Genomic DNA, 25138 nt, shown 5'->3' with positions numbered 1-25138 from the left:
GTTAGGTATTAACCGTTAGGAAACGCTATGACTGACATCACACATCCGCTCACGGCAGAGGTCTCAATTGTGACCTCTTTTCAGGACGCCGATCCAATGGGCGTCATCTATCACGGCAACTTCTTTCGATTTTTTGAAGAGGCGCGTCGCGTGTTGATGAGCAAAATTGGTTATGATTATCGCGCCATGCAAGCCTCGGGATTTGCTTGGCCGATCATAGATACCCGCGTGAAATACGTCAAAGCCATTCCATTTAATCATGACATTCGCGTCACGGCCCACCTCACCGAGTGGGAAAATCGTCTGCGTGTCGACTATGTTATCTACGATGCAGACAACGCTACTCGAATGTGCAAAGCCCACACCACTCAAGTCGCGGTCTCAATTGAAACCGAGGAGATGTGTTTTGCTTCCCCTCGCGTGTTTATCGAAAAAGTCGAGCATTGGCATCTACATGGACACGTTAATCATGGCAAATAATCCAACTCTAGTGACTCGTGCAACATGGCGTCATAATCTCATCGTGCTACTGCTACTGTTTTCTCCCTTGTCATGGGCGCAAGTCAGTAACATTACAGACTTACAACAGCAATTGGCAAAGCATGAGCTAGTACGAGGCGACTTTGAGCAACAGCGTCATATCGCCATGTTTGATCAGCCTCTTAGTTCATCGGGACAGTTCACACTAGACAAAACTAATGGGCTCTTATGGCACCAGCAAGTGCCATTTTCTGTCCAATTGGTGTTAACAAAAGACAAGCTACGTCAAACCTTTGCCGATCAGCCTGCGCAGGTGATCACCGCCGAAGATAACCCAATGGCATTCTATTTTAGCCATATATTCCTTGCCGTATTTCATGGTGATACCCAACAATTAGAGCAGCAGTTTGATATGCAGTTTACGGCATCCCAGGGCCAATGGTTCTTGGTCCTAACTCCTCTTGCTGCACCACTCAATGCAGTTTTTGACAACATCACCATTAGCGGAAAAGACGATCTTGAACGCTTAACTCTACAAGAAATTCGTGGTGACAAAACTGACATAACGTTTAGTCATCAACGTTATCAACCAAAGAGCCTAACGGATGCCGAACAAGCCCAGTTCCAATTCTAGCCAAGCGGCTAGTCACCGCTTTAACAAAACTCGTTCACATCAACTGGCCGTTTTATGGTTAGGTGTGGTGGTATTTGCCACTCTTTTGCTTGTTAAGCAATGGGGCTTTAGTTCGGTTTCCCCCATTGAAACCGATATCCTTAAATTACTGCCCGTCAACGAGCAAAACCCTATTGCAGAAAGTGCTTTTGATAAAGTCACCACAAGTTTGAGTGACAAGGTGGTGTTTGTGCTCTCTGCTGATTCTCCTGCAGGAGATAGGGATAAAGCGCTTAAAACGACTAAAGACAGCGATAATAGCGCGCTTTATCAGGCTGCTCAGACCTTTACTAATCAACTTAAAAATAGCGGCTACTTCGCCAATATCACCGCTGAAATTGACGCTAAACAGCAACAGCAATGGGCTCAGTATTACTTCCAGCATCGTTGGCAGCAATTAACATCGGCACAGCGAGCGCGACTTGAGGATAATCCAAGTGCGCAAACTCAACGCGTTATCCAATCGGTTTACAACCCCTTTGCTGGTGTGACAGGTCAAGAGCTGGCAAACGATCCCTTTTTACTGTTTCGTGACTATCTAAGCCAAATTAGTCATTCTTCATCGTCATTTGGGTTAACGAACGGCTACTTAACCACCCAGTATCAAGACAAGACCTATTTGCTGATTACCGCTGAACTCAACGATTCACCCTATAGCATGCAAGCTCAGCAAGCGGTTCCGCTTATCGAGCAATGGCAGCAAAATCTGACCCAACACTATCAGGTGGACGTGGCTCATACTGGGGTGTTGTTTTACGCCGACTTTGGCACACGAAGTGCCAAATCTGAAATCAGTACTATCGGCGTGTTCTCATTACTGGGCGTGGTGCTGCTGATCGCCATGGTTTTTCGCAGCCTGACGCCGCTTGCCCTTGCCTTACTTTCTGTCTCAATTGGCCTACTGGTTGCCATGGCAGTCACCACGTTTGTATTTGGTCGTGTCCATTTATTTAGTTTGGTATTTGGTGCTAGCCTTATCGGAGTCTCGATTGACTACGCCTTTCACTTCCTCACCGATCGGCTTGCTGCAGGCAATAAATGGGATAGTCTGAAAGGGCTAAAACACATTTTCATTGCGATTACGTTGGGGTTAATGACCAGTTTGATTGGTTACTTAGGGCTATTTATCGCCCCTTTCCCAGGCTTGCAGCAATTAGCCCTGTTTTCTGCTATAGGACTGATTTCTGCGTATGCCACTGTCGTCGCTTGGTACCCTATTTTAGCGCGTTCGCCAAGTAAACCACGTCAATTGCCCGGTCAACAACTGAGTCAGCTATGGCTGACCACATGGCAAAACCGTTTCGTATCTTGGGGCTTACCAAGCGCCATTTTATTCCTCAGTTTATTTGCCATGACGCACGTACGTTACAACGACGACATTCATCAATTGCAAGCTATGCCTGCTGCGCTAAAGCAACAAGAAACCCTCATTGCAACCTTAACGGGCATGCAATCTTCCCAGCAGATGTTGGTGGTCACCGCCGATGATAATGAAGCGCTGTTGCAATCGCTCGAGTCACTCGAATCACAACTCAACGACTGGCAAGATACGCAAATAATCAGTGGCTATCAAAGCCTTCACCGCTACCTGCCATCTCAACAAAGACAGGTGGAAGACTTCACACTCATCCAGTCATTGTATCTTGACCAAGGTAAGGCTTTAGCTAAGGCTTTGCACCTTACTCGTTACCCCAAAATCGCGGAGCAGCCCACTCTGGTCACCCTGCCAGACTACCTTCAGCATCCCGTCTCTGAGCCATTGCGTTTTCTCTACCTTGGCGAAATTGAAGGACAAGTGGCCTCCGTCATTCTTCTCAAAGATGTCAGCGACGCCGCCATCGTGAAAGCACTGTCAACGCAACAACCACAGATTACTTATCTTAATAAAGCTGAAGAAGTGTCAGAGCTATTTGGTCAATACCGCATCAAAATCATGGAACTTCTTGCTTTGGCCATCTTCGCCATTGCCGTGATATTAGTTTGGAGATATGACATTAAACGAGCCATTCGTATCTTACTGCCATCACTTATCGCTTGCCTTGCCGGGCTCGCCGTCACAGCGGCGACAGGTAGCGAGTTGAACTTATTTAATTTACTCGCGTTAGTATTAATCATCGGCATCGGTATTGACTACACGCTATTTTTTGCCGAACAGCAGCGCTGCCACAGCACCTTGCTTGCCATTACGTTATCTGCGATAACCACACTGCTGTCCTTTGGGTTACTATCGCTCAGTGATACGCATGCCATTCACAGCTTTGGGATCACCGTTCTTACTGGTATTTTCATTGCTTGGTTGCTCTCTCCGTTAGCGATTGATCTTGTCCAAAGTGAACATAGGGAGTCGCAATAATGTCAATGAAATCAATGATGGCCACTCGTGCTGGTCACAAGAGTCTATTCGTTAGACAAGCGGTTAAGTATTTGGCAGTGTTGTTTGTCTTAAGCAGCGTTATCGGCTGCGCGCTAAAGCCACAAGCCGCCTCGACACAAGTACAGTTAAAACCTGGAACCACTGTCGCTTTACCCGCCCCTGCTGAGCTAGGCTATCAACTCACCGCCAGTCAGTTAATAAGCGCCACTTGGCAGGGTGAAAAAGGCCTCGAATCCTCACAGCTTCCCGTCCAACTGCAGGTGAATAAGGACAAGGTGATTTTGGCAGGTTTCTCCTCTTGGGGCACACGTATCATGTCACTGACTTACCAAAATAATGATATTAACGCCAACGTATTGAACGGACTAGAAAATACCTTACCCGACCCACAGCAGATTTTATTTAATTTGATGATAACACTCTGGCCGCAAAGTGCTTGGGAAGCCCCACTAAATACGATAAAGTGGCGTATCATAGACACGGCAGGTCAACGTCAAATCATCGATGAAACCGGCACTCCCGTTATCATCATTCGTTACGATAATAGAGAACCATTGCAGGGTAAGATTCATTTTGAACACCAGCAATTAGGGTACTCAATCGTGATCCAAACGCTCAACTTTAAACTCAACGACGAATAATACTCAGGCATGAAGCAAACCAATTCTCCAACACCAATATTTATCCATGCGTGCGGCTTTCATTCCGCGTTAGGCAATACGCCAGCAAGCATTCAACAACGCTTGTCATTGCGTGATTGCCCAAGCATGGAACACGCTGAAGGACTGCTCAATGCTGGTGGAGCGACGATAGTGGGTAAAGTCACCGACACGCTCCCTAGTCTGCCCCCACATTTGCTTCACTATGATTCAAGAAACAACCGTCTCGCGCTTTCAGCCCTGCAGCAAATTGAAGTCAATGTACGTGAAGCTATCGCACAATACGGTTCAGAACGAGTGGCCGTTATCGTCGGTACCAGCACCTCGGGCATTTCGGATGGTGAAGCCGCATACACGGCTAAACTAGCGAATGGCGAGTTCCCCTCTCACTTCCACTACAGCAAACAAGAGTTAGGCAACTGCAGCGACTTTATCGCTGACTATTTTGATATCAGCGGCCCTTGCTACGCCATTTCTACTGCGTGTTCGTCAAGTGGTCGTGTATTTCTTAGTGCCAAACGCTTACTAAAATCAGGCCTGGTTGACGCCGTCATCGTCGGCGGTGTGGATACACTTTGCGCCTTAACCCTAAATGGTTTCAATAGCTTAGAAGCACTCTCCGAACAGTTATGCCGCCCTTTTGATGAAAATCGCAATGGCATCAATATCGGCGAATCCGCGGCGTTTATGCTGCTATCTAAAACGCCCAGCCCTGCCTCCCAAAGACACATTGCTCTGCTTGGCGTTGGTGACAGTTCAGATGCACACCATATTTCTGCCCCTCATCCAGACGGGAACGGTGCAGAGCAAGCCATGCAAAAAGCACTCACCGATGCACACTTAACGGCCGAAGACATCGGTTATATCAATGCGCATGGCACCGCCACGCCGTTAAATGATCGCATGGAAAGCAAAGCCATCGCTCGCGTATTTGGGCAATCGGTGCCTGTTAGTTCAACGAAACCGTTGACCGGACATACCCTAGGGGCCGCCAGTGCCACTGAAGCAGCTATCGCTTGGTATATACTTAACTATGATTTGCTGTTGCCTAAACAACACTGCCAAAACAAAGCGAATGATATAGAGATCAATTTGGTCGAAACCGACCTTACACTTAATGGTGGAGCAATATTGAGTAACTCTTTCGCGTTTGGCGGCAATAATATCAGCTTAATTTTTGGAGTATGGAATGACTAGCTTTCCTACCATTGATCAGCTACTCCCCCACGACGACCCCATGATACTGGTCGATCGGGTTATCAATATTCAAAGTGAAACCGTTCACTGCCAAGTCGATATTGGCGATCACCATCTGTTCTTCAACACAGAAGCACAATCAATGCCGGCCTATGTCGGTATCGAATTCATGGCGCAATCTGTTGCCGCATGGTCTGGATTTCACGCCAAACAAAAAGGTGAAGCGCCACCCGTCGGATTTCTATTAGGAAGTCGACGATATCAGGTAGAATGCGACACATTTAAGCAAGGCCAGACGCTGGATATTCATGCTGAAAAAATAATAGAAGACAGCGGCATGGCAGTCTTCTCGGCCCGATTAGAATTGAACGGAGCTACCATCGCCTCCTGCCAACTCAATGTGTATGTACCGTCAGAACAAAAATTAGAAGAAATGAAAAATAGGAACTCTCAATGAGCCGACAAGTTTTAGTCACTGGTGCCAGCAAAGGCATCGGCAAAGCGATTGCTATCCAACTCGCTAGCGATGGCTTTACCATTGCTGTGCATTACATGGGTGATAAGCAAGGTGCTTTGCACACACTTGAAACCATCGAAGCAAATGGTGGTAGCGGGCGATTAATTCAATTTGACATCAGTAATCGTCAACAATGTCGCGAGCGCTTAGAAGCCGATATTGAGCAGCATGGTGCCTACTACGGTGTCGTCAATAATGCGGGTGTAACAAAAGATACCGCATTCCCTGCGATGACAGAAGAAGAATGGGATGGCGTGATTCATACCAATTTAGACAGCTTCTACAATGTCCTTCACCCTTGCGTCATGCCAATGGTTCAAAAACGCAAAGGAGGGCGCATTGTCACGCTTGCTTCCGTCTCTGGCATCATGGGTAATCGTGGACAAACCAATTACAGCGCAGCAAAAGCCGGCATCATTGGCGCAACAAAGTCACTCGCGCTTGAGCTCGCTAAGCGTAAAATCACCGTCAACTGTGTCGCACCTGGCCTTATTGATACTGGTATGGTTGATGAACATGTCAAGGAACACGCTATGCCGCAAATCCCTCTTCGTCGCATGGGTGAGCCAGAAGAAGTGGCTGGATTGGTTAGTTACCTGATGTCAGACATCGCATCTTATGTCACCCGACAAGTTATTTCCGTTAACGGAGGTCTAGTATGAACCGTCGTGTTGTTGTCACTGGTATGTCGGGTGTTACCGCTTTTGGTAACGACTGGGCGTCGGTTGAACCAAAGCTTCGCGCCTGTGAAAATGCGACACAGTATATGCCCTCTTATGAACAATACGATGGGCTAAATACCAAGTTAGCCGCACCGATTGATCACTTCGAATTACCTAAACACTACAAACGTAAGCAAGTTCGAGGGATGGGACGAGTTTCCAAGTTAGCTACCGTTGCCACCGAAAATGCCCTGATTCAATCAGGCCTTCTTGGTCAGGATGTGCTCACCAATGGACAAACCGGTATCGCCTATGGTTCCTCAACGGGCAGTACCGATGCCATCGGTGCATTTGGTGTCATGCTCAACGAAAAAAGTACCCGTGCAATTACCGCCACCACTTATGTACAGATGATGCCGCACACCACGGCCGTTAATGTAGGACTATTTTTCGGACTTAAAGGGCGCGTCATTCCAACCAGCAGTGCCTGCACTTCTGGCAGCCAAGCGATAGGCTATGCCTATGAAGCGGTGAAACACGGTTATCAAACGGTGATGGTTGCCGGTGGTGGTGAAGAGCTTTGTCCAACTGAATCCGCCGTATTTGACACCTTATTTGCCACAAGCCTAAAAAATGACGCGCCTAAATCCACACCTAGCCCTTATGATTCCAGCCGCGATGGTCTGGTTATTGGCGAAGGGGCCGGCACGTTAGTATTAGAAGAGTATGAACACGCCATCGCTCGTGGCGCGACCATTTATGCGGAAATTATCGGTTTTGCCAGTAACTGTGATGCTGCCCATGTGACGCAACCACAAATGGAAACCATGCAAATATGTATGGAAATGGCGCTACAAAATGCCAACCTATCCCCAGAAAAAATTGATTACGTGTCTGCCCACGGAACCGCCACCGAACGCGGTGATATTGCCGAAAGTAACGCAACGGCTAATGTCTTTGGCGAAGTACCGATTAGCTCTTTGAAAAGCTATTTTGGCCACACGTTAGGTGCCTGTGGCGCGATTGAAGCATGGTTAAGCTTAGAGATGATGCACACCGGTTGGTTCAACCCAACACTAAACCTCAATACGCTAGATGAACAGTGTGGCAAGCTCGACTACATTTCCGGCTCAGGACGTGAACTCGATGCCAAATACCTGATGAGTAATAACTTCGCATTTGGTGGCATTAATACATCGATTATCTTTAAGAAGCTTTAGCGTTATTAAGAAGCTTTAGCGTTTTTAAGAGGACTAACGTTCCGTTGTTATATACAAACTGGCGACTGACCGCCAGTTTGTATCACGGACAGTTTGTATCACGGACCGTTTAAACCTGAAAGCCAAGTATACCCCACTTCAGACTAACTGAAGCGCCGTGGCACTCTAGCGCCACTTCGAGCACGGACTAGATATCGCGCTCTCAAAGACATCCACTTCATTCGTTATCGCTAAAGTAGTGATTGAATGCGAACGAGCACTAGTCATCCTCCCCACATTTTGCACACTCATCGTACGTGCGTTCGCCTTCACTGATCACAACGTAGTCTTGTACGCAACGATCGCAAAGCGCGAGTTTTGGATAGCCATTATTATTCCCTTCAACGATATAGTGCTTTCTCATTTTCTTTGCGCTCTCATCTTCAACAATTGACTCGTTCAAAATTATACAAGGTTCGACCATCAAGTGGATACCTCGCTAAGCAAGAAGTTCAGCGTTAACTAATATCATTCGCCCCCCCTTAAAGATCACCTGACACGACCTATCACTGGACACAGCAAGTCTAACTCACTTTAAATGAAGATGAATTTTCCTCAGAAAACGTTGGTATGACACATCACACTTTTACATTCATTTAATTATTGATTTATCAGCAAGTTAGGCAATACTTACTTAATACATTTTTTAAGCGTACTGACATAGGAGACATAGGTGGGTGAGAAAGCGTTTACCGTTCTATTAGTCGATGACACACCAGGCAACCTTGATGTTCTCAATGGCGTCTTGTCTGAACACTATAAAATTAAAGTGGCAACCAGTGGCGCGATCGCTCTAAAGATTGCCAGCCGAACACCTAAGCCAGACCTCATTTTACTGGATGTCATGATGCCTGAGATGGACGGTTACGAAGTATGCCAACACCTTAAAAGTAATCCCATCACTCAAGATATACCGGTTATTTTTGTCACGGCGAAAAGCCAAATTGGCGATGAAACGAAAGGCTTTGAGCTAGGGGCTGTCGACTACATTATTAAACCAATTAGCCCAGCAATTGTACGAGCCAGAGTTGCGACACATTTGTTTTTACATAACCAGCGCCAAATGCTTGAGCAAGAAGTTCAACAGCGTACTCAAGCACTTCGTGAAAACCAGTCGGAGATCATTAACTGCTTAGCAAGAGCCGCGGAATTTAAAGATAATGAAACGGGTATGCACGTCATCAGGATGAGTCATTACAGCCGTTTGTTAGCCGAAGCTATCCATGTTTCTCCGCACTGGCGTGATTTACTCTTTGAAGCTGCCCCCATGCACGATGTGGGGAAGATAGGTATTGCAGACCGAATACTGCTCAAACCCGAAAAGCTTAACGACGATGAATGGAAAGAAATGAAAAAACATGTCGATTATGGCGTCGAAATCTTAGGCTCGCACACTTCACCACTGCTTACGCTCGCTAAAGAGATCGCCCAATATCATCATGAAAAATGGGACGGCAGTGGCTACCCTAAAGGCGTAGCCGGTAACCAGATCCCTTTGTCGGCGCGCATTGTCATGATTGCCGATGTATTTGACGCGCTAACCAGCGTCAGACCTTATAAACCAGCATGGGCAATAGACGACGCCTTTCAATTCTTAACGGAACAATCTGGACATCATTTTGACCCCCAATTAGTCGACAAATTTATCTCGCTCAAATCAGATATTGTCGTCATTCAACAAAAATTTAGTGATTGACTCACACTTTCAAATACGACCAAAAATAAGATGTAATCAAGGAAGATATGCCATGCTATCAAACGACGTACAACGCTCAATCGTTCGCTCCAATCGTATTGTGGTCGGGTTTTTGATTGTCATCGTCATGCTATTTGGCGTCGGGCTCATGGCTTGGGTAAGCCTTAACAAATTATTTAGTTCTGTTGACCGCTATGAAGGGGCTGGGCAGCTTCTTCTAACCCTAGACCGCGCTCGACTGCATGAACTATCCTTTACTCGAGACTTGTCCGTCAAAGAATCGGAAGTCGCATTAAGCTACATGCAAACCGCGCTTGTTTTGGCAAAAACATTTCACAAAGAACGCCAAGAAGACAGCTCTGGCACTCAGGACCTGATCAATCGTATCTCCCAATATGAACGTGATTTTTCCGACTACACCGACTTAAGCTTGAGCTTCGTCAGTGAACGATATTTGATGGTGCAAAATGCACGTAAAGCGAGCATCTTGTCAGATGCAATCCACAACCTGCAACTCAAATACATTGATTTGGACAAACGACGGGTCAGCGAACTTCGTGATGAAATGAGCGACATTTCAAAGAACTCCGCAATTTCTTATCGGCTTTCAGTCTCTGTTGAGTCTGCCCGCAATTTCGCCAAAGACTTTCTGGTTTTTGATGAAAAAAAGGATTATCGCTTAAGTTTGGCTGAGTTAAAAAAAATATCTCGATATTTGGAGCAGCTAAAAACTCGCATCAAAAACCCTCATAGCCGTGAACTTCTTAACCGATTAGATTCATTGAGCCAAAATTTTTACGAACGGCTACATCAACTAGAAAATATCTCCGGTCCCTCAGATGTTAGTCTCAGCAATCCCCTCATCCGTAATTTTGCTATGACCGCATTCGAACTCGCACAAGCCGCTCTCGATTTAAGAAGTAACGAAAGTCTTGTGTTTGAAACCGCTGAAGAAAAAGTCACCGCGATTCAAAACTTAATGGCACAGCGCCTCAATATTTCCAAAGAAATTACCTCACTAATTAAAGAAATTGATTCCGCTCGCCAAACTGACCGTGACTTTTCACTCGCGATTACCGGAGAAGCCAAAAGCATCTATGCTCAGGAAGTCATTATGCTGCTGCAACGAGCGATGCACCGAGCCGAAATAATTGCTAGTTTGCTGATAGAAGACGATGAAAAGCAACTCTTTGTGCAGCTTTCTCCGATACTAAAAATGTATCTTGATGATTTCTATCGCGTCCAAGCCGTTTCCGATCAAACCGACACTATCGCCAAACGTATGGTCGAGTCAGCGATTGAAATAGATAGTGCGATTTTGGATATCCGCAATCGTCGCTTCGAACAAATGTCGCAAGCAAGAGATCTTTCTGCTTACATTTCTTATGGCGCGGTGTTGTTTGTGTTGGCATTAATGATGCTGGGCTATCTCATAAGGCGATCCCACATTGAACTACAAAGCGTCACACAAGTGCTCGAACAAGCTAATGATAGCGCCCAGCATGCCAACCAAGCTAAATCCGATTTCCTCGCCACTATGAGCCATGAAATCCGCACACCGATGAATGCCATTATCGGTATGAGCCACCTTGCCCTTGAAACCGATCTCGATAAAAAGCAACGTAATTACATCACTAAGGTTCACAGCTCTGCAAAATCCTTATTGGGCGTCATCAATGACATCCTCGACTTCTCAAAAGTAGAAGCGGGTAAAATAGAACTTGAAACTCTTGAGTTTGCACTTGATGAAGTGATTGAAGATTTCATCAACCTTATCGGTGAACGTGCTCGCGAAAAAAACCTCGACCTACTCATAGATATCGACCCCAATGTGCCAACACTAATGATGGGGGATGCTCTGCGCCTAAAACAAATCCTCATCAACCTTGGATCCAATGCCGTCAAATTTACGGAGCAAGGCGAAATTCGAGTTCTCATCTCCACCATTTCCTATTCCAGCCAACAGTACACGCTCCAATTTAAAGTCATTGATGACGGTATAGGCATGACGCCAGAACAAATACAAACACTGTTCCAATCGTTTACTCAGGCTGACAGCTCAACCACTAGAAAGTATGGCGGGACGGGGTTGGGACTCGCGATCACAAAAAAACTGGTCACCCTAATGAGAGGCGATATCTCAGTCACTAGCCAACCAAATCAAGGTTCCATATTTACCTTCACCGCCCAGTTTGCGGAAGTCGCCAACAGTAACAAAGCCCTATACCCCTCAATCTTGAGCAGCAAAAAAATCCTGCTAGTGGATGATTCAAAAGAAGCGACTAGAATCATCAACGCTCAATTGCAACGGATGCAATGCGAGGTACATTGCTTCAACAACTTGCCTGAACTGGCGAGCGCAATGCAAGACTCTGTGATTGAAGCTGACTTAGTGATTTATGATTGGCGCTTTGATGGCTTTGATAACATCGGAGAAATCTATCAATTACGCGAACAGTTTTCTAAGCTACTGGTGAGTAAATTGGTCATTTTGACGTCCAAAGGATCCAACGACATATCCGAAGCGCTGCAAGATACCGATATCATCGTCGCCGATATTCTCGAAAAACCGTTTACTAACTCATCCTTAGTGGACCTACTCATGAACACCCTAGTCTCAAAGCAACGCACTCCCCATCGTAGAAAACGCGATATCCAAATGAGTAAAGATATGGCTACACTGGTTGGCGCAAAAATACTGCTCGTCGAAGACAACGAAATAAATCAAGAAGTGGCGCGTGAAGTATTAGAAATGCATGGCATGTCTGTGGATGTCGCCTGCAACGGTAAAATCGCCTTAGATAAATTAACCACCAACCACTATGACGGTGTGTTAATGGACTGCCAAATGCCCGTTCTTGATGGCTACAAGGCCACCCAAAGTGCTCGCCAAGACTTAGGTCTTAATGCGCTGCCTATCATTGCCCTAACGGCGAATGTTATGGTTGGTGATAAAGAGAAAGTACTCGCTAGCGGCATGAACGACCTGATCGGTAAACCATTACTCATCGATGAAATGTTTCGCACCATGGCGAAGTGGATCACCGTCTCTAAATCCCGTCCATCACTCGCAACACCCGACAACAGAGCAAACGTATCTACGGTTAGTTTCAGCGCTGAACAAACCATCCATCAATTATCTTCTATAGCGGGGCTATGTACTGAAAATGGGCTAGCTGCCACCAGCCAAAATAGGGCGCTCTATTTGAAATTGCTCAAGCAATTTTGCCAACAGTACCAAAAGCACACATTTGCTTGGCAACAACATAACGCTCCGGAGTATTCATTTGATATTCATACATTAAAAGGCATAGCGGGGAATTTAGGGATGCAAGACATCGTCGCGCTTTGTGCCGACATAGAGCATTCATTACAGACCGAAAATTTTGACGCGATAGACATTCAAGAAACCAAGCTGAACCAAAGTGTTGAAGAAATGATCATTCAATGTACACCGACCATAGCACCGCTCGCGATAGAGCCCCACAATGAACTAATGAACACCGAAGCGGCGCTTACTGCGGCTTCAGAAACACAAGCAACCATTCATAATGCCCCTATTTACGCCATTATAGAGCATGCAAAAGAGTTCGATATGGCGGCGATATCATTGCTAGAAAACTCCGATATTTTAACGACGACGATATTAAGCGATCACCACAGATCACAGCTTCATTCCGCCATCGCCCAATACGATTTTGAAGCGATTACCACAATTCTAACCGACTATTTAAATAGTGAGAGCCGCCCATAGCGTTAGGGGTAACAAACATAAGCTCAGCGCCTGGGTACCCTAAGCCAGCCAAATGCACCGCCCTAGTCAATGCCACTACGTCATTGCGCTAGGGTGGCCATTTAACCCACGGCCGTGTTTACGATGGGTTGAGCTCTGCTTTCAACACTTTCTCTAGCTCTGGGTACGGTAAGTAACCCGGTATAATTTGATCATTAATCACTAAAGCAGGTGTGCCACGTAAGCCTAAGTCGCGAAAAAACTGTTGATTACGCTCCAATAATTCATCCGATACCTTTGATTGAACGAGCTGGGTTTGAGTCCCCGTTTTCTCAGCTATCGCCTTCATGGTGCGCTCACTATGCATTCGAGGGTTCGCAACCAATAATTCATGGACTTGCGCATAGCTCTCTGGCATGTTTCGCCACACATTCAACGCGTAACTTGCGGTATTGTATTCAAGCGGGCTGTTGTGCTCTTTAAGTGGCGTATAAATATTCACCACTTTAATTTGTGGGTAGGCTTGTGCCAACTTCTCAAGTTCACGATCCAATTTTTTACAGTAAGGGCAGTTGTAATCCGTCACGTTAATAATCGTCAATTGTGGATCTTCCATGGCCCCAAACGCGCTATGTGCGGCGCTATTCACATGAGGCTGATAACGCTGTAACGTCGTTGTGATACCTTGCTGCTGAGCAATAAATGCCATAAGACTCTGATGAAGGTTGTCGACCACTTCTGGGTTTTCTTGCAGCATTTGGGTAATGTCTTCGATTTTGTTCTGGGTATCATTCGTCACCGTCCCCGCAACACTTTGTGTGCTCACTAAAGTAAACAGTGCCAAGGTCACGAAAGGTTTGAACGTTTTCATAGCCGTATATTTTGTCTCGTGCGTTACGTTTTTCATCTTTACTTATCCATTTTAAATCGGTCATATCGTGACATCGTCACGATATCTTTAAACTCAATATTCGTTGTTAGTTAAAGCATGACTAAACGAGCAAATAAGCCCATTGGGGTCGTCACGCCTGTCGTGGTTGATGCTATTTTTCCATCTTTAATAATTACAATGGTGGGGGTTGCCGTAATCCCCCACTGACTCATTCGTTGCCCTTTGGGATCATTAATATTGGAAAAGTGCCTATCTTGCCCGGTCATAAAACGGCTAACCCGAGCATCTGACCCAGACATCGTCGACACACCAACGACATTATAAGGGCCATCAAACCAATCAATGGTTGGCGTGACAAACTTACATGCCGGGCACCACGTCGCCCAAAAATAAACGATAACTGGCGCTTGTTTACTTTGTTCTATTACATCGGCCCACTGACCATCTAACGTCTTACCACTTAAAGCAGGTAAGTCCATCTGAGGCATATCACGAGTGCGATAATAGTCGACAGCTATCGTCACCAAGACCATAACAATGGCGATTGTTCCCCACTCTCGTGCATGCCGACGCCAACCTTTGGCCGATGCTTTATTCGTCTTTTTGCGTGACCACATTATTGCTCACCTCGTGCGCTGGAAATGGCATTGAGCACAGCGTCATTGGTAAGAATGACGGGTAATGGAATACCGTCAGGCGCATTAGGGCCAAACACGATGTTAAAAGGCACACCGTATCGGCCATAAAAACGAAGAAAAGCGGTGACGTCGTCACTTGGCGTGGTCCAGTCTCCTTTCATGGCAATAACATCGCTTTGTTGCAAGGTGTCATAAACTGGAGGTTGCAGGATAACGCCAATTTTGTTGGCCTTACAGGTAATGCACCAATCGGCCGTCACGTCGACGAAAACCGTGTGCCCCGCTGCCACTTCATTGGCGATTCGAGTAGTCGACAGCGCTGCCCAGTCAGGCTCAGGTGGTAATGGCGTTGCCCAACGGTCGGCGGTCATACTGCCAATCATCAATCCTCCCGCCAACGCTATGATGCTCACCCCACCTAGTAATAATGCTGGTTTATCCCCGTAACACGATTTAACGCGCAGAAACAGCCATACCAACGCCGCCAATGCCAATACACCAATCCAAAACGGTGGTAAATGATGGCTAAGCAACGACAGTAACCACGTCGACGTCAATAACATCATCGAGCCGAATAAGATTTTCACCCGGTTCATCCACGCACCTGGCTTGGGCAACCACGAAACCAAGCTTGGAAACAGCGCTATCAGAACCCACGGCAGAGCCATCCCTAAGCCAAGAGCGGTAAAAATTGCAAACGTGGCACTCGTGCTGGTCGCAAGCGCAAAAGCCACTGCTGTGCCTAAAAATGGCGCAGAACATGGCGTCGCCAACAGTGTGGCAAACATACCTTGCACAAAGTGTCCGACATAGGAGTTATCACCTTTTGTCGCCATCCAAGTGTTCATTGAACTCGGTAGTCGAAGCTCAAATAAACCCAGCATATTGGCACCAAATAATCCGGTGATCAGCACCATAACGGCGATAAAGCCACCGCTTTGAAATTGGATGCCCCAGCCAATGCTAGACCCTGACCATTTCAATACGGTAATAAATAAAGCCAGTAGCAAAAATGACGTGATTATTCCCATAGATGAGGCAACAAATTGAGCGCGGATTTGCGTTTTCTCTGCCGTTGCAGCGGAAATAACATGGCTCAATTTCATCCCTAATACCGGGAACACACATGGCATAATATTGAGTATCAAACCACCCAATAATGCAAAACCAAGCATCGATAACATAGAAGCAGACGACAAAGCGCTGGCGATGTCATTGCCTGTGATAACTCCGCTATTTACCGTTATCGCTTGCTCCGCTAGTAGGTTTTCATCAATCATGGTGACCAAGATCGAACGTGAATCCAAATCGGGGTCACCTAACCAACTCGTGACCTTAAACGTCGCCACGACTTTATCGCCATCTATATTAATTTTGGGCGATAGAAATGAATAGTCCTCAACCACATCATCCTGACTATCAATCAACAGATCCGGTTTCACCCATCCTCTCGCGTTAAGCACGGTGACTTGAAGCTCTTGACGAGATGCGTCCCAAATGGCTTGGACACCATCAATGAAAGGCGACGCTTTTGGCACAAGGCTCATCGCTTGCGCATATTGATACATCGCCGTTTCTGATAAGGACAGTTCGCTAGGCACAAACGTCATATCAATAGGGAAGTCCGTCAATACACAAACGGTTGTGCAGCTTGAAATCGTTGCTGTCGCCGACAAATTGACCGGCTCGTGAATATCGTTAACTTCGATATGCAGTGGGAACACGACATCATGTTTATAACCTAACGTCTCTAAACCCAAGAGTTCGAAACGATGAGGGTAAGGCCACTCCCATTTTATCGCTTTGATATTGCTTGATTGTTGCCAGTCCAGCGAAGGGGCAATGCCACCCTCGCCCGGAGAGCGCCAATAGGTTTTCCAATCACCGGATAAACGAACTTCCAAAAAACCTTCAACGGTTTGAGTTTGCTCATCGACTTGCCCAGTAAGAACCACTCGCGTTTCAACATGAGGATGAAAGTCACTGGTGAGCCAGCCAGTCTCAACGCCTGTTGCAATAGGGCTAGAAGAGGGATTCGCTAAGGCCAGAGGGCTGAGTATTAATGTACTCAAAAACCAAAGGCCAAACACAAATGACGCCAGTCGCTGTACGACCGAGCGCGGGTATGCGGTTTGCTTTTTCATTGATATTCCTAAAATAAAATTACGACGTGTTGAGCTGTGTTAACAGCCAAATACGGAAGTGTTTGTTTATTTTTGGACTCGTTATTCTTGGAAGGTGCAGTGCCGGAGATGGATCCGATATCGACTAAAAATCGGCGGTGTAAAGGGGACAAACGACATTCTCTGAACACGATAAATACCCAGAGCGAGAATCGTGACAATAAGGGTAATCAGCCAAAGACTATCAAGATCGAAGATATGGAAACTCAATAACTGGCTAGACAGATGACACTCTTCACTGGCTTGCTGATCGCCGCCTTGTCTTGACGTAATCGTACTCTTAGAGGCCGCACTGTCTAATGACATACTCTCAAGAGCACTGGCGTTCAGCGCGGTATTTAAACCCGGCTGTAGAGTTGGCTGTGCAACTATTGCCGCGGTGGGTACGCCACTCATGTCTTTTAGCGGCGAACACACTTGCAGCACACCACTATTTTGCAACAAACACACAAACAGCACCCAAACCGTTAAGGTCAAAGCGAATTTTGCTTTTTTGTGTAAAGACTTCTCACGAAGATCAGAGAAAAAACGTTGCGTCAAATTGGTTTCGTTACCGTTAGTCAAATGCTAGAGCACGCTCGATGTTAAGAGCGATTAATGTTAAGAACGATTAAAGTTAAGAACGGTTAAAGCTAAGAACGCTCTAAGATAAAGAGCGAGCGGCAACCAGTGTAGAGAACCTCAACCCGTAACTCTAGTGAATTCTTCGCCTTTTTTCATTTGTTAACAATATATAACCTGAAGTTCCATCGTCTTCCCAATGAGCAATCGCTACTTTGCGTTCAAGATGACCTAAGGACGTACAGCAAAGAAATAAGGCGAACTCATTGCAGCTCGCCTTAATAGACTCGATTAGAATGCGTAAATGGCGTTAAAGCCGCCGCCGTTGTCACTCACACTGCCTAGTGCTAAGTCATCAACTACGTTGCGCTTAAACTCCGCTGTCACCATCATTTTCGGGCTGTAATGATAAGTCAAACCTAGCGCGTAAACCTGTCTATCCCCTGTAACACCAACGTCAGAATCATCAAAATCTAGATTAGAGTAATACGCATAAGGGCGAAGGCCGATATCAAACATGTAGTGGGCATAGACATCAATACCGTTCGCATCGGCGTACTCTAGGTCAGAGTGTCCGAGCAAACCAGCTTTATGTACCTTGGTGCCTTTAGTGTACATTGCCGCAACTTTTAGTGGGCCTTGGGCGTACTGCGCACCGGCTGAAATAGCATCTTGAGTGTCGCCGTCTTTTAGGTTCATGACTGGCGCATTATTGTCCACGTACACTTTATTTTGTAGATACGTTGCACCAACACTCACACCAGATTCAAAGTCGTAACTTGCTGCAACCGCAGTATTATAGTCACGGTCGATATCCGATGTTTCACTGGTACTACCAAATCCATAATGCGCAGAAAGGTTCAATCCACCTAGAGTGTTGCGATATGCTACGAGATTATCGCCACGCCCTGTTGCTAAGAAGCCACCGTCACGACCATCGCTGTAGATGGGTGTTGCGTCGGGATCGATGATGATCAAATTATCCATATACTTGGCGACATCATGGTATGCCGACCACTGTTTACCAATACGGATGCTACCTAATGACTCGTTATTCAACGAGATATAACCGAGACGGTTACGGAAGTTATCGCCGTTCACACCGTAGGAAGAAGGGGCATTTAGGAAGTTATCCCATTCCAATTTCACATCGGTGGACCAATCGTTACCTAGATCTCTTTCAAAACCTAAATTGAACGTAGAACGGCTAGTATAAAAAATGGCATCCATATCAGAGGTTGGTTTAAAAACATCAACGACAAAAGCGCCGCCAATATCAAATTTATTCATATCATCTTCGTAAACCGTGTAAGCACTGGCTTGCGAACTTAAACAAATAGCAGCAATAGTTGTCGCGAGAATATTTAATTTCATTATTATTTTCCGAATTTAAAGTACAGGATAACGAGTCCAATATTTATTGAACGACTAGGAGAGAATATATTTCAGATACGTAACCACCTACCGATTCAAATAAAATTCGAATCGATTAGATAGCGTCTAAATCTGTAAGATTGCTTTACGCAGCAATCACTAACGGGTGTTAGTGAATAGGATGGTCGTGAGTAAATCGGTAGTCTTGGTTATACCAAAAGGAAGGTTGGAGATGATTACGCAAAGCACAAAGCCCGATTCCAGATAATAAGTGCAACATTCTTGGCATCTTCATGTGAGTAAGTAGGGACAGTTTATATACAATTATCAATAACGCATAGTGATCGCCATCTTGATTCTATCCATTAAAAAATAACTTTAATCCAATTCAAGATAATCATCACAATAATTACTCCTGTGCACTTTTTAAAAGCAATGATTTAATAAAACTACGAGCACTTTAGATGACCACCAGCCATGACACCACACTCTATAAAATGCACATTTCCATTTATAAGCGGAAAAAGCCAAACGCACATAGGCCGTACGTTTAGCTTGTTAAACACTAAGTCTTACTTTTTTTACTAGAAGGTAATATGGTAAGCATTACTTGGCTGATCAAGATGAATGACAACATTCACTTCAGATTCAGCGCTATTCATAGGCACCCATTCAGCATAAAGCGCTCGCCAGTTACTGTTCACCTCTAGCTCTACCTCATTGGTCAAGGTCGGATAGATGGTGGTAATTCTGGATGTTGGATCCGCTGCCACATCACCATTCGTAAATACATGGGCCGCCTTAGTATATAGGTGCAACGCCCCCTCAGACGTTCCAATGTAATCTAATGACAAGGTGATCTTTTCGCTGACATCAAATGAAAAATCACGGCTAGCAACAATGTTTGCCGTATTCTCTATCGGCTTCACCACAGGCGCAGGTGGGGCGGAATCACCACCTCCTCCTCCCCCACAAGCGGTTATTAGTATTGGAATTAGCAGCATGGGAGCTAATGTTAAAATGGGGCTTTTCATTATATTATTCATTGTAAACTCCTTACTGCTCGCTCACCGAGACAACCGTATTTGCAACGGCAGATTTATACCATTCACCATCGGTTTCACCACTGCTTGTCACCCACGTAGGAAATGTGAGGTAAGCTTGGCTAATATCCGTTCGTTCTATCGGGTGCTGCCATTCATCACGAATGTTTATCGCCCATGGCATATTATTGATGGATAGAAAAGACTGTGTACCACCTGAACGGTCATCATGTAGATTAAAGAAACTACTGTTCATATCACTGGTTCCAGAGAACTGTTTAAAGTGTGTCTGCCAACTCATTCCAGGAGCAGTTGCGGCAAAGTCACCGTGATACATATCTTTTGCCGCAAAAATAAAGGCATCATAAGGTGGGTACCCAATGAGGGTGCGTGATACGGGATCCATCAACTCAACAATCAATTGATACTCCAGTATATCCTCGGCTTGTAAAGCAATACAGGCACTTTGCGTTCTATAGTAATGGCACTCCGGAGTAAGGGCATTAAGCGTATTAAGATCGGCTCGTAAATCTTCCGAAACCACAAGTACCGTCTCGCTACCCGATTGAGATAGAACAGTGCGCGTCACTTCAACACCATTTCTCATCAAGGTTGCCGACGCAACATTACTTGGATCTACATTCGGCAGATGCAGAGCGAAGCCATTAGAAAAACCAGCCCCCATTGCTTGCAACGTATAGTCTACGGTTAAGTTGGTCACCTCTCTTTGTCCGTTGAGCTGCTCTGTCACTCGATAGCGCCACACAACGTCATTAAAATCATAGTCTCCCATCAATGGCCAGCGATCTTCGAACGCCATTGTCGCATAGGTATCTGAGCCAGGGTAAACCGAAGTAATCACCACATCATTATCATTTTCTAGGACTAAGGGTTCATATTTTGAGTCCGTTGACCCGTCAGAATTCACCCCATCGATAGCTTCAAAAGGTGTCGCTTCAACGGTAAAAATCAAATCATTAAAATCATTATCGCCACTGGGACGCTTAATGTCTTCAAAGCCCAAAACAAGAAACTCATTTTGAACATCGATAAAGGCGACATTATGCCGACGATGCTCATTCGTCGTTTCTGGATTTAAAGCAGGGTAGCTGTAAAACGGTGTTCCCCAACCGCCCAAGCTACTAATGGTATTGTAGCTACCACTCCACCCCCAACCATTAGGGATAACAAAGAAAGCAAGAGTCTGATTGGCGGTAAGTTGTACGCTCAGGTCAATGGTATCCCCCTCTTCCATTTCACCCTCACCCGGTTTTGAGGCATTTGGAAAAACAATGACATGAGCGGTTACCTCATCCTTTGTCGTTGGAGGATTATTAGTATCGTATACAAAGTAACCCAGTGAGTTTCGATAACCTGCGCCTTCATTTAAGAAAGTAATACGAGCTGTGGCGAACTCAGCGCCATTAAGTTCATCATCAATATCAATACTCGAATATTTTTCTGGTGCAATAAAATCACTATTTACAACCTGACCCTCTGGCAACATCGAATAGACATTGCTGAGAACATCTTGCGGGAGCGAATCGGCGACTGAATAAAGATTGTTTGGCTTTCCTTTTATGGAGTAATTAGCACTCTGTGCCCCAGATTCAAAAGTGAAGTCGCTCGTGGTAAGCGCGCTGGCCAGCCATGGTATACAGCAGGTAGCCAAAATAGTGACGTTCCGTGTTCTCATATAAAATCCCTCTAGTCATCAGTTTGTGTGGGGCTAGAGTAGATGTAGCAAATTTAATGCCGAACTTTTTCATCTAAAAAAACAAAAACTTAAATAACAACAGAAGGGAGCTTCTCATTTTGAGAATACTATTGACGAAGAAATAGCAGAGCAAGAAAAACAAAAATACCACGTCGCTTCCACACAAAAATGCATAATTCTCGGTACAAAACAAATAACCAACCGACTAAACTGAACAAGATACCCTTAAAAAACTCGTCTATTCTCTATAGGGACAGGGGATATTTATCTAACCGCTATATTTTTGCTCACTACGTTAACTTTGCTTTTACGACAATTATTCGGTGCTATTAATGAACGTTGATGACAACTATATTTATAACAACAAAAAGACGAAATTAGACTCATCGACACCGCTTGAACATCATGCCCCTAGAATGGGCTACGCCTATGTGAGTTTGTTTGGTTTTTACGTTTTATCGGCGTATCTCTTTTCTTTGCTTAGCCCGCAAAGCCAGATAGTGTCACTATGGCCACCAGCGGGTATTGCGCTGGCGGGTTGCTTACTCTGGCAGGCTCGCTTTATACCTGTAATTATTGTCGGCTCTGTTATTTTTAACCTTGGCATTCAACTCGCAGAGGGTCTTGATCACGAACTCATGACCCTACCATTATCAATTGGGATAGCAGTGGGGTCAGCTATTCAAGCTTGGGTTAACTATCGTTTACTCACTCACTTTTCCATCAATATTATTGATGCGCCCAACCTACGCAAAGTCTCACAATTTATTGTTCTTGCATTACTATGCTGCCTGATCGCTAGCTCAATTGGGAGTATATTGATTGACATCCCTTTATTAGAAAACGCTCAAAGCACCTATTGGACAACCATGGCGATTTGGTGGTTAGGTGATTTTTTGGGTGTTATCATCGTGACACCCATTGTTTTAGTATTCTTGCATTCTCGATGTCGTTTTACTCAAACATTAGCTCACTATAAAGCACTGATCTACCCTCTACTTCTGGTCTTAATTGCCCTTGTCATTATTCAAAAATACACCGATAAATCGATACAAAACGACAGTATCAATGAGCTGAAAATTCATTCAGAGCTCATTGAAAAAGATCTCAATCACCAAGTAGAAAACTATCTACATTCTCTTGCTTTACTTGCGCGCCAACTCTCTGGTAATAGCGACATCACCCGTGACGAATTTCAACGTCTTGCCTTACCACTCATTCATCAAATGAGAGGAATTAAGGCGTTTTCTTGGAACCCTATCATCGAGCAGCATCAGGTCGAGGGGTTAAAAGCTGAAGTAAATAAACAGGTTACTGGTACCTTTGAGATCAAAGGTAAGCCACTATATCCCGAAGACCCTTTCGTGGTGGTTAAATGGATCGAACCCTTTGTATCCAATGAAAAAGCATTTGGGTTTAATGTTTTCTCCAATGCTGCGCGGCGAGAAGCAATGATTAAAGCTCAGAACCAAAATGCCCCCATCGCGACCGACATTATTCAACTGGTGCAACTCAACAAAAAGGAGTCTGGTTTTTTAATCTTTTCTCCCATCAATCAAGGACCATCACTCAGCAACGAGCGGCTCACTCGCGCTTTTAATTTGTCAGGGTTCGCCGTTGGCGTTTTTGTTGTGGGTGATATTGTTACCGCGAGCTTAGATAATACCTCAACCCATTTCATGAGCGTTAAAATACTCGATATGGATGCCAACGATGACGTAATTTACCACTCCTCGCCTTCAGGTAATACGACAACCAGCAGCGCCATAGAGTTTTCATTTATTCAGCATGTGGCGACACGAAACTGGAAAGTGATTCTCTCTGTATCTCCCAATGTGCTCGCCCTACTTCAGACTCATGATTCTGTCACGTTTCTTGTCTATAAATCTGCGTTTGGCGCTTTAAGCGTTCTACTCATCATTACATTATTCAGTAACCACCGAGTCTTATCTAATCAGGTCAAGCAACGCACAAAAGAATTGGAAGCATCAAGAGACCAACTCAAAACATTTGCGTTCAACGACTCACTCACCGGTTTACCTAATCGGCGTATGTTTATTGACCAAACCACCCATGCATTAACCTTAGCTGAGCGTGCAGACAAGATCGTCGCCATACTATTTCTAGACTTAAACCGCTTTAAACACGTCAACGATAGCTTTGGTCATGACTTTGGGGATCAATTACTTACCCAGGTCGCCCATAACTTTGCTGGAAACCTAAGAAGCAGTGATACTTTGGCTCGTTTCGGTGGTGATGAGTTTACTATCCTCTTAGAAAACTTAACCAGTGTCGACCAAGCGATTACTATCTCGAAAAAGCTGATTCATGGACTACGAACACCGATTATAATTAACAACGAGTCGCTTATTATTTCCACCAGTATTGGCATTGCTACCTACCCTAAAGATGGTGACAATGTTCACGATCTAATTCGCGCCGCTGACACAGCAATGTATAAGGCGAAAGAAACATCATCGGGATTTTTTTGTTATGCCAATATTTTGAGAAAACAAGCCAGAGCGAAGCTATTTATAGAATCGGAGTTGCCTCAAGCATTGGAAAACAACCAATTAGAACTGTACTTCCAACCTATGATTGAACTGGCATCCGGTCAACACATTGGCTGTGAGTGTTTACTACGTTGGAATCACCCTGTATATGGCGTCATTCCACCGGACTCATTTATGCCTATTGCGGAATTGTCGGGGGAAATTATCCCTATTGGCGCTTGGGTGATTGAAGAAGCGTGTAAGACGATAAAAGAGTGGCAAGACCAAGGCATCTATCACCAGAAGGTCTCCGTCAATGTGTCGGTTGTGCAACTCATGTCCGGAAGGCTTATTCAAGATGTCACCAGGCCAATACAACAATATGGTATCGCCGCTGAATTACTCGAACTTGAAGTGACTGAAAGCGTGCTGATGAAGAATATACACCATGCCATCACGCGAATCACAGAGTTGAAAAAAATTGGTGTGAAAATTGCCATTGATGATTACGGTACTGGCTACTCGTCGTTAAGCTATTTGAAACAGTTACCAGTAGACAGCCTAAAAATCGACCGCATCTTTATTGATCAACTCAACGCAGACAATATGACTATCGTCACTTCAACACTACAAATGGCAAATGAGTTAGGTCTCAAGGTCATTGCGGAAGGGATACAAACTGACGAACAAATGCGTATTTTAGTAAAGTACGGCTGTCTTTGGGGGCAAGGTTTTTTATTTAGTAGGCCGCTTCCTAGCAATCGATATATTGCGTTTTGTTTGCTCGATAACGATCGTAGCGCCGGCCATCTAAGTCTTCGTAATATCTGAGTCTTCGTAATATCTAAGTCTTCGCAATATCTGAGTCTGATTACTTATAGAGACAGCACATTCAAATTTTTCGATCAAATGATAACAAAAAATTATTTTCTTGATAACTTATGATAATTTTTAGAAATCATAGTTTCCCCATATACTCTCCTCATCG

At 45.0% G+C, this 25138-nt stretch carries 19 protein-coding genes; 11 read left to right on the top strand and 8 right to left on the bottom strand.

Annotated features, from left to right (window positions below):
* Nucleotides 1–27 precede the first annotated feature (27 nt).
* From MD535_RS02180 to MD535_RS02145, 8 genes are read left to right on the top strand one after another with little or no spacing between them, the layout of a single operon-like run.
* On the top strand, nt 28–480 hold the full coding sequence (locus MD535_RS02180) for an acyl-CoA thioesterase (protein ID WP_265673301.1): 453 nt from the start codon (nt 28–30) through the stop codon (nt 478–480).
* Entirely contained in the window at nt 470–1114 is a 645-nt protein-coding gene (locus MD535_RS02175; protein ID WP_265673300.1) for an outer membrane lipoprotein carrier protein LolA, read from the top strand. Before MD535_RS02180 ends, MD535_RS02175 begins: the two co-directional genes overlap by 11 nt.
* Nucleotides 1086–3506, top strand: coding sequence for an MMPL family transporter (locus MD535_RS02170; protein ID WP_265673299.1), 2421 nt, complete (start codon nt 1086–1088; stop codon nt 3504–3506). The genes MD535_RS02175 and MD535_RS02170 overlap by 29 nt, the downstream gene beginning before the upstream one ends.
* Before the next feature lie 14 nt (nt 3507–3520).
* The gene (locus MD535_RS02165) at nt 3521–4168 is read left to right on the top strand and encodes a DUF3261 domain-containing protein (RefSeq protein WP_390902882.1); all 648 of its coding nucleotides are present in this window, start codon (nt 3521–3523) and stop codon (nt 4166–4168) included.
* Between the two features lie 9 nt (nt 4169–4177).
* The gene (locus MD535_RS02160; protein ID WP_265673298.1) at nt 4178–5383 is read left to right on the top strand and encodes a beta-ketoacyl-[acyl-carrier-protein] synthase family protein; all 1206 of its coding nucleotides are present in this window, start codon (nt 4178–4180) and stop codon (nt 5381–5383) included.
* Nucleotides 5376–5840 (top strand): hotdog family protein, encoded by a 465-nt coding sequence (locus tag MD535_RS02155; protein ID WP_265673297.1) that lies wholly within the window; start codon nt 5376–5378, stop codon nt 5838–5840. The genes MD535_RS02160 and MD535_RS02155 overlap by 8 nt, the downstream gene beginning before the upstream one ends.
* Nucleotides 5837–6562 carry a 3-ketoacyl-ACP reductase FabG2 gene (locus MD535_RS02150; RefSeq protein ID WP_265673296.1) on the top strand — a complete coding sequence of 242 codons (726 nt, stop codon included), beginning with the start codon at nt 5837–5839 and terminating at the stop codon, nt 6560–6562. Before MD535_RS02155 ends, MD535_RS02150 begins: the two co-directional genes overlap by 4 nt.
* Nucleotides 6559–7782 carry a beta-ketoacyl-ACP synthase gene (locus tag MD535_RS02145; protein ID WP_265673295.1) on the top strand — a complete coding sequence of 408 codons (1224 nt, stop codon included), beginning with the start codon at nt 6559–6561 and terminating at the stop codon, nt 7780–7782. Before MD535_RS02150 ends, MD535_RS02145 begins: the two co-directional genes overlap by 4 nt.
* 259 nt (nt 7783–8041) lie before the next feature.
* Here MD535_RS02145 and MD535_RS02140 read toward each other — a convergent pair whose 3' ends face one another.
* Nucleotides 8042–8185, bottom strand: coding sequence for a hypothetical protein (locus tag MD535_RS02140; protein ID WP_265673294.1), 144 nt, complete (start codon nt 8183–8185; stop codon nt 8042–8044).
* A 309-nt stretch (nt 8186–8494) separates the two neighbouring features.
* Here MD535_RS02140 and MD535_RS02135 point away from each other — a divergent pair, with 309 nt between their 5' ends.
* Nucleotides 8495–9517, top strand: a complete 1023-nt coding sequence (locus MD535_RS02135; RefSeq protein WP_265673293.1) for a response regulator — start codon at nt 8495–8497, stop codon at nt 9515–9517.
* 52 nt (nt 9518–9569) lie between these two features.
* Complete coding sequence (locus MD535_RS02130) at nt 9570–13271, top strand: hybrid sensor histidine kinase/response regulator (RefSeq protein WP_265673291.1); 3702 nt, start codon at nt 9570–9572, stop codon at nt 13269–13271.
* Between the two features lie 118 nt (nt 13272–13389).
* Here the strand turns inward: MD535_RS02130 and MD535_RS02125 are convergent, their stop codons facing one another.
* The 7 genes from MD535_RS02125 to MD535_RS02095 form a co-directional block, all read right to left on the bottom strand.
* Complete coding sequence (locus tag MD535_RS02125) at nt 13390–14157, bottom strand: DsbA family protein (protein WP_265673290.1); 768 nt, start codon at nt 14155–14157, stop codon at nt 13390–13392.
* A gap of 74 nt (nt 14158–14231) precedes the next feature.
* Nucleotides 14232–14759: a protein disulfide oxidoreductase gene (locus tag MD535_RS02120; protein ID WP_279348195.1), complete on the bottom strand. Its 528-nt coding sequence runs from the start codon at nt 14757–14759 to the stop codon at nt 14232–14234.
* Nucleotides 14759–16924 carry a protein-disulfide reductase DsbD family protein gene (locus tag MD535_RS02115; protein ID WP_265673289.1) on the bottom strand — a complete coding sequence of 722 codons (2166 nt, stop codon included), beginning with the start codon at nt 16922–16924 and terminating at the stop codon, nt 14759–14761. Before MD535_RS02115 ends, MD535_RS02120 begins: the two co-directional genes overlap by 1 nt.
* An 81-nt stretch (nt 16925–17005) precedes the next feature.
* Nucleotides 17006–17503, bottom strand: coding sequence for a hypothetical protein (locus tag MD535_RS02110; RefSeq protein ID WP_265673288.1), 498 nt, complete (start codon nt 17501–17503; stop codon nt 17006–17008).
* A gap of 312 nt (nt 17504–17815) precedes the next feature.
* Nucleotides 17816–18898: a porin gene (locus MD535_RS02105; protein WP_265673287.1), complete on the bottom strand. Its 1083-nt coding sequence runs from the start codon at nt 18896–18898 to the stop codon at nt 17816–17818.
* Between the two features lie 584 nt (nt 18899–19482).
* A complete protein-coding gene (locus MD535_RS02100; RefSeq protein WP_265673286.1) occupies nt 19483–19944 on the bottom strand; it encodes a hypothetical protein in 462 nt (153 codons plus the stop codon).
* Nucleotides 19945–19954: 10 nt separating this feature from the next.
* Nucleotides 19955–21637 (bottom strand): LruC domain-containing protein, encoded by a 1683-nt coding sequence (locus MD535_RS02095; RefSeq protein ID WP_265673285.1) that lies wholly within the window; start codon nt 21635–21637, stop codon nt 19955–19957.
* Between the two features lie 353 nt (nt 21638–21990).
* Between MD535_RS02095 and MD535_RS02090 the strand changes: the two genes are divergently transcribed.
* Nucleotides 21991–24981 (top strand): EAL domain-containing protein, encoded by a 2991-nt coding sequence (locus MD535_RS02090; RefSeq protein WP_265673284.1) that lies wholly within the window; start codon nt 21991–21993, stop codon nt 24979–24981.
* Nucleotides 24982–25138 lie beyond the last annotated feature (157 nt).

The sequence above is a fragment of the Vibrio qingdaonensis genome, assembly GCF_026191675.1.
In the GTDB taxonomy this organism is placed as follows: Bacteria; Pseudomonadota; Gammaproteobacteria; order Enterobacterales; family Vibrionaceae; genus Vibrio; species Vibrio qingdaonensis.
Note: the sequence above shows the minus strand (reverse complement) of the source record. Positions and strands in the feature narration are given on the sequence as shown.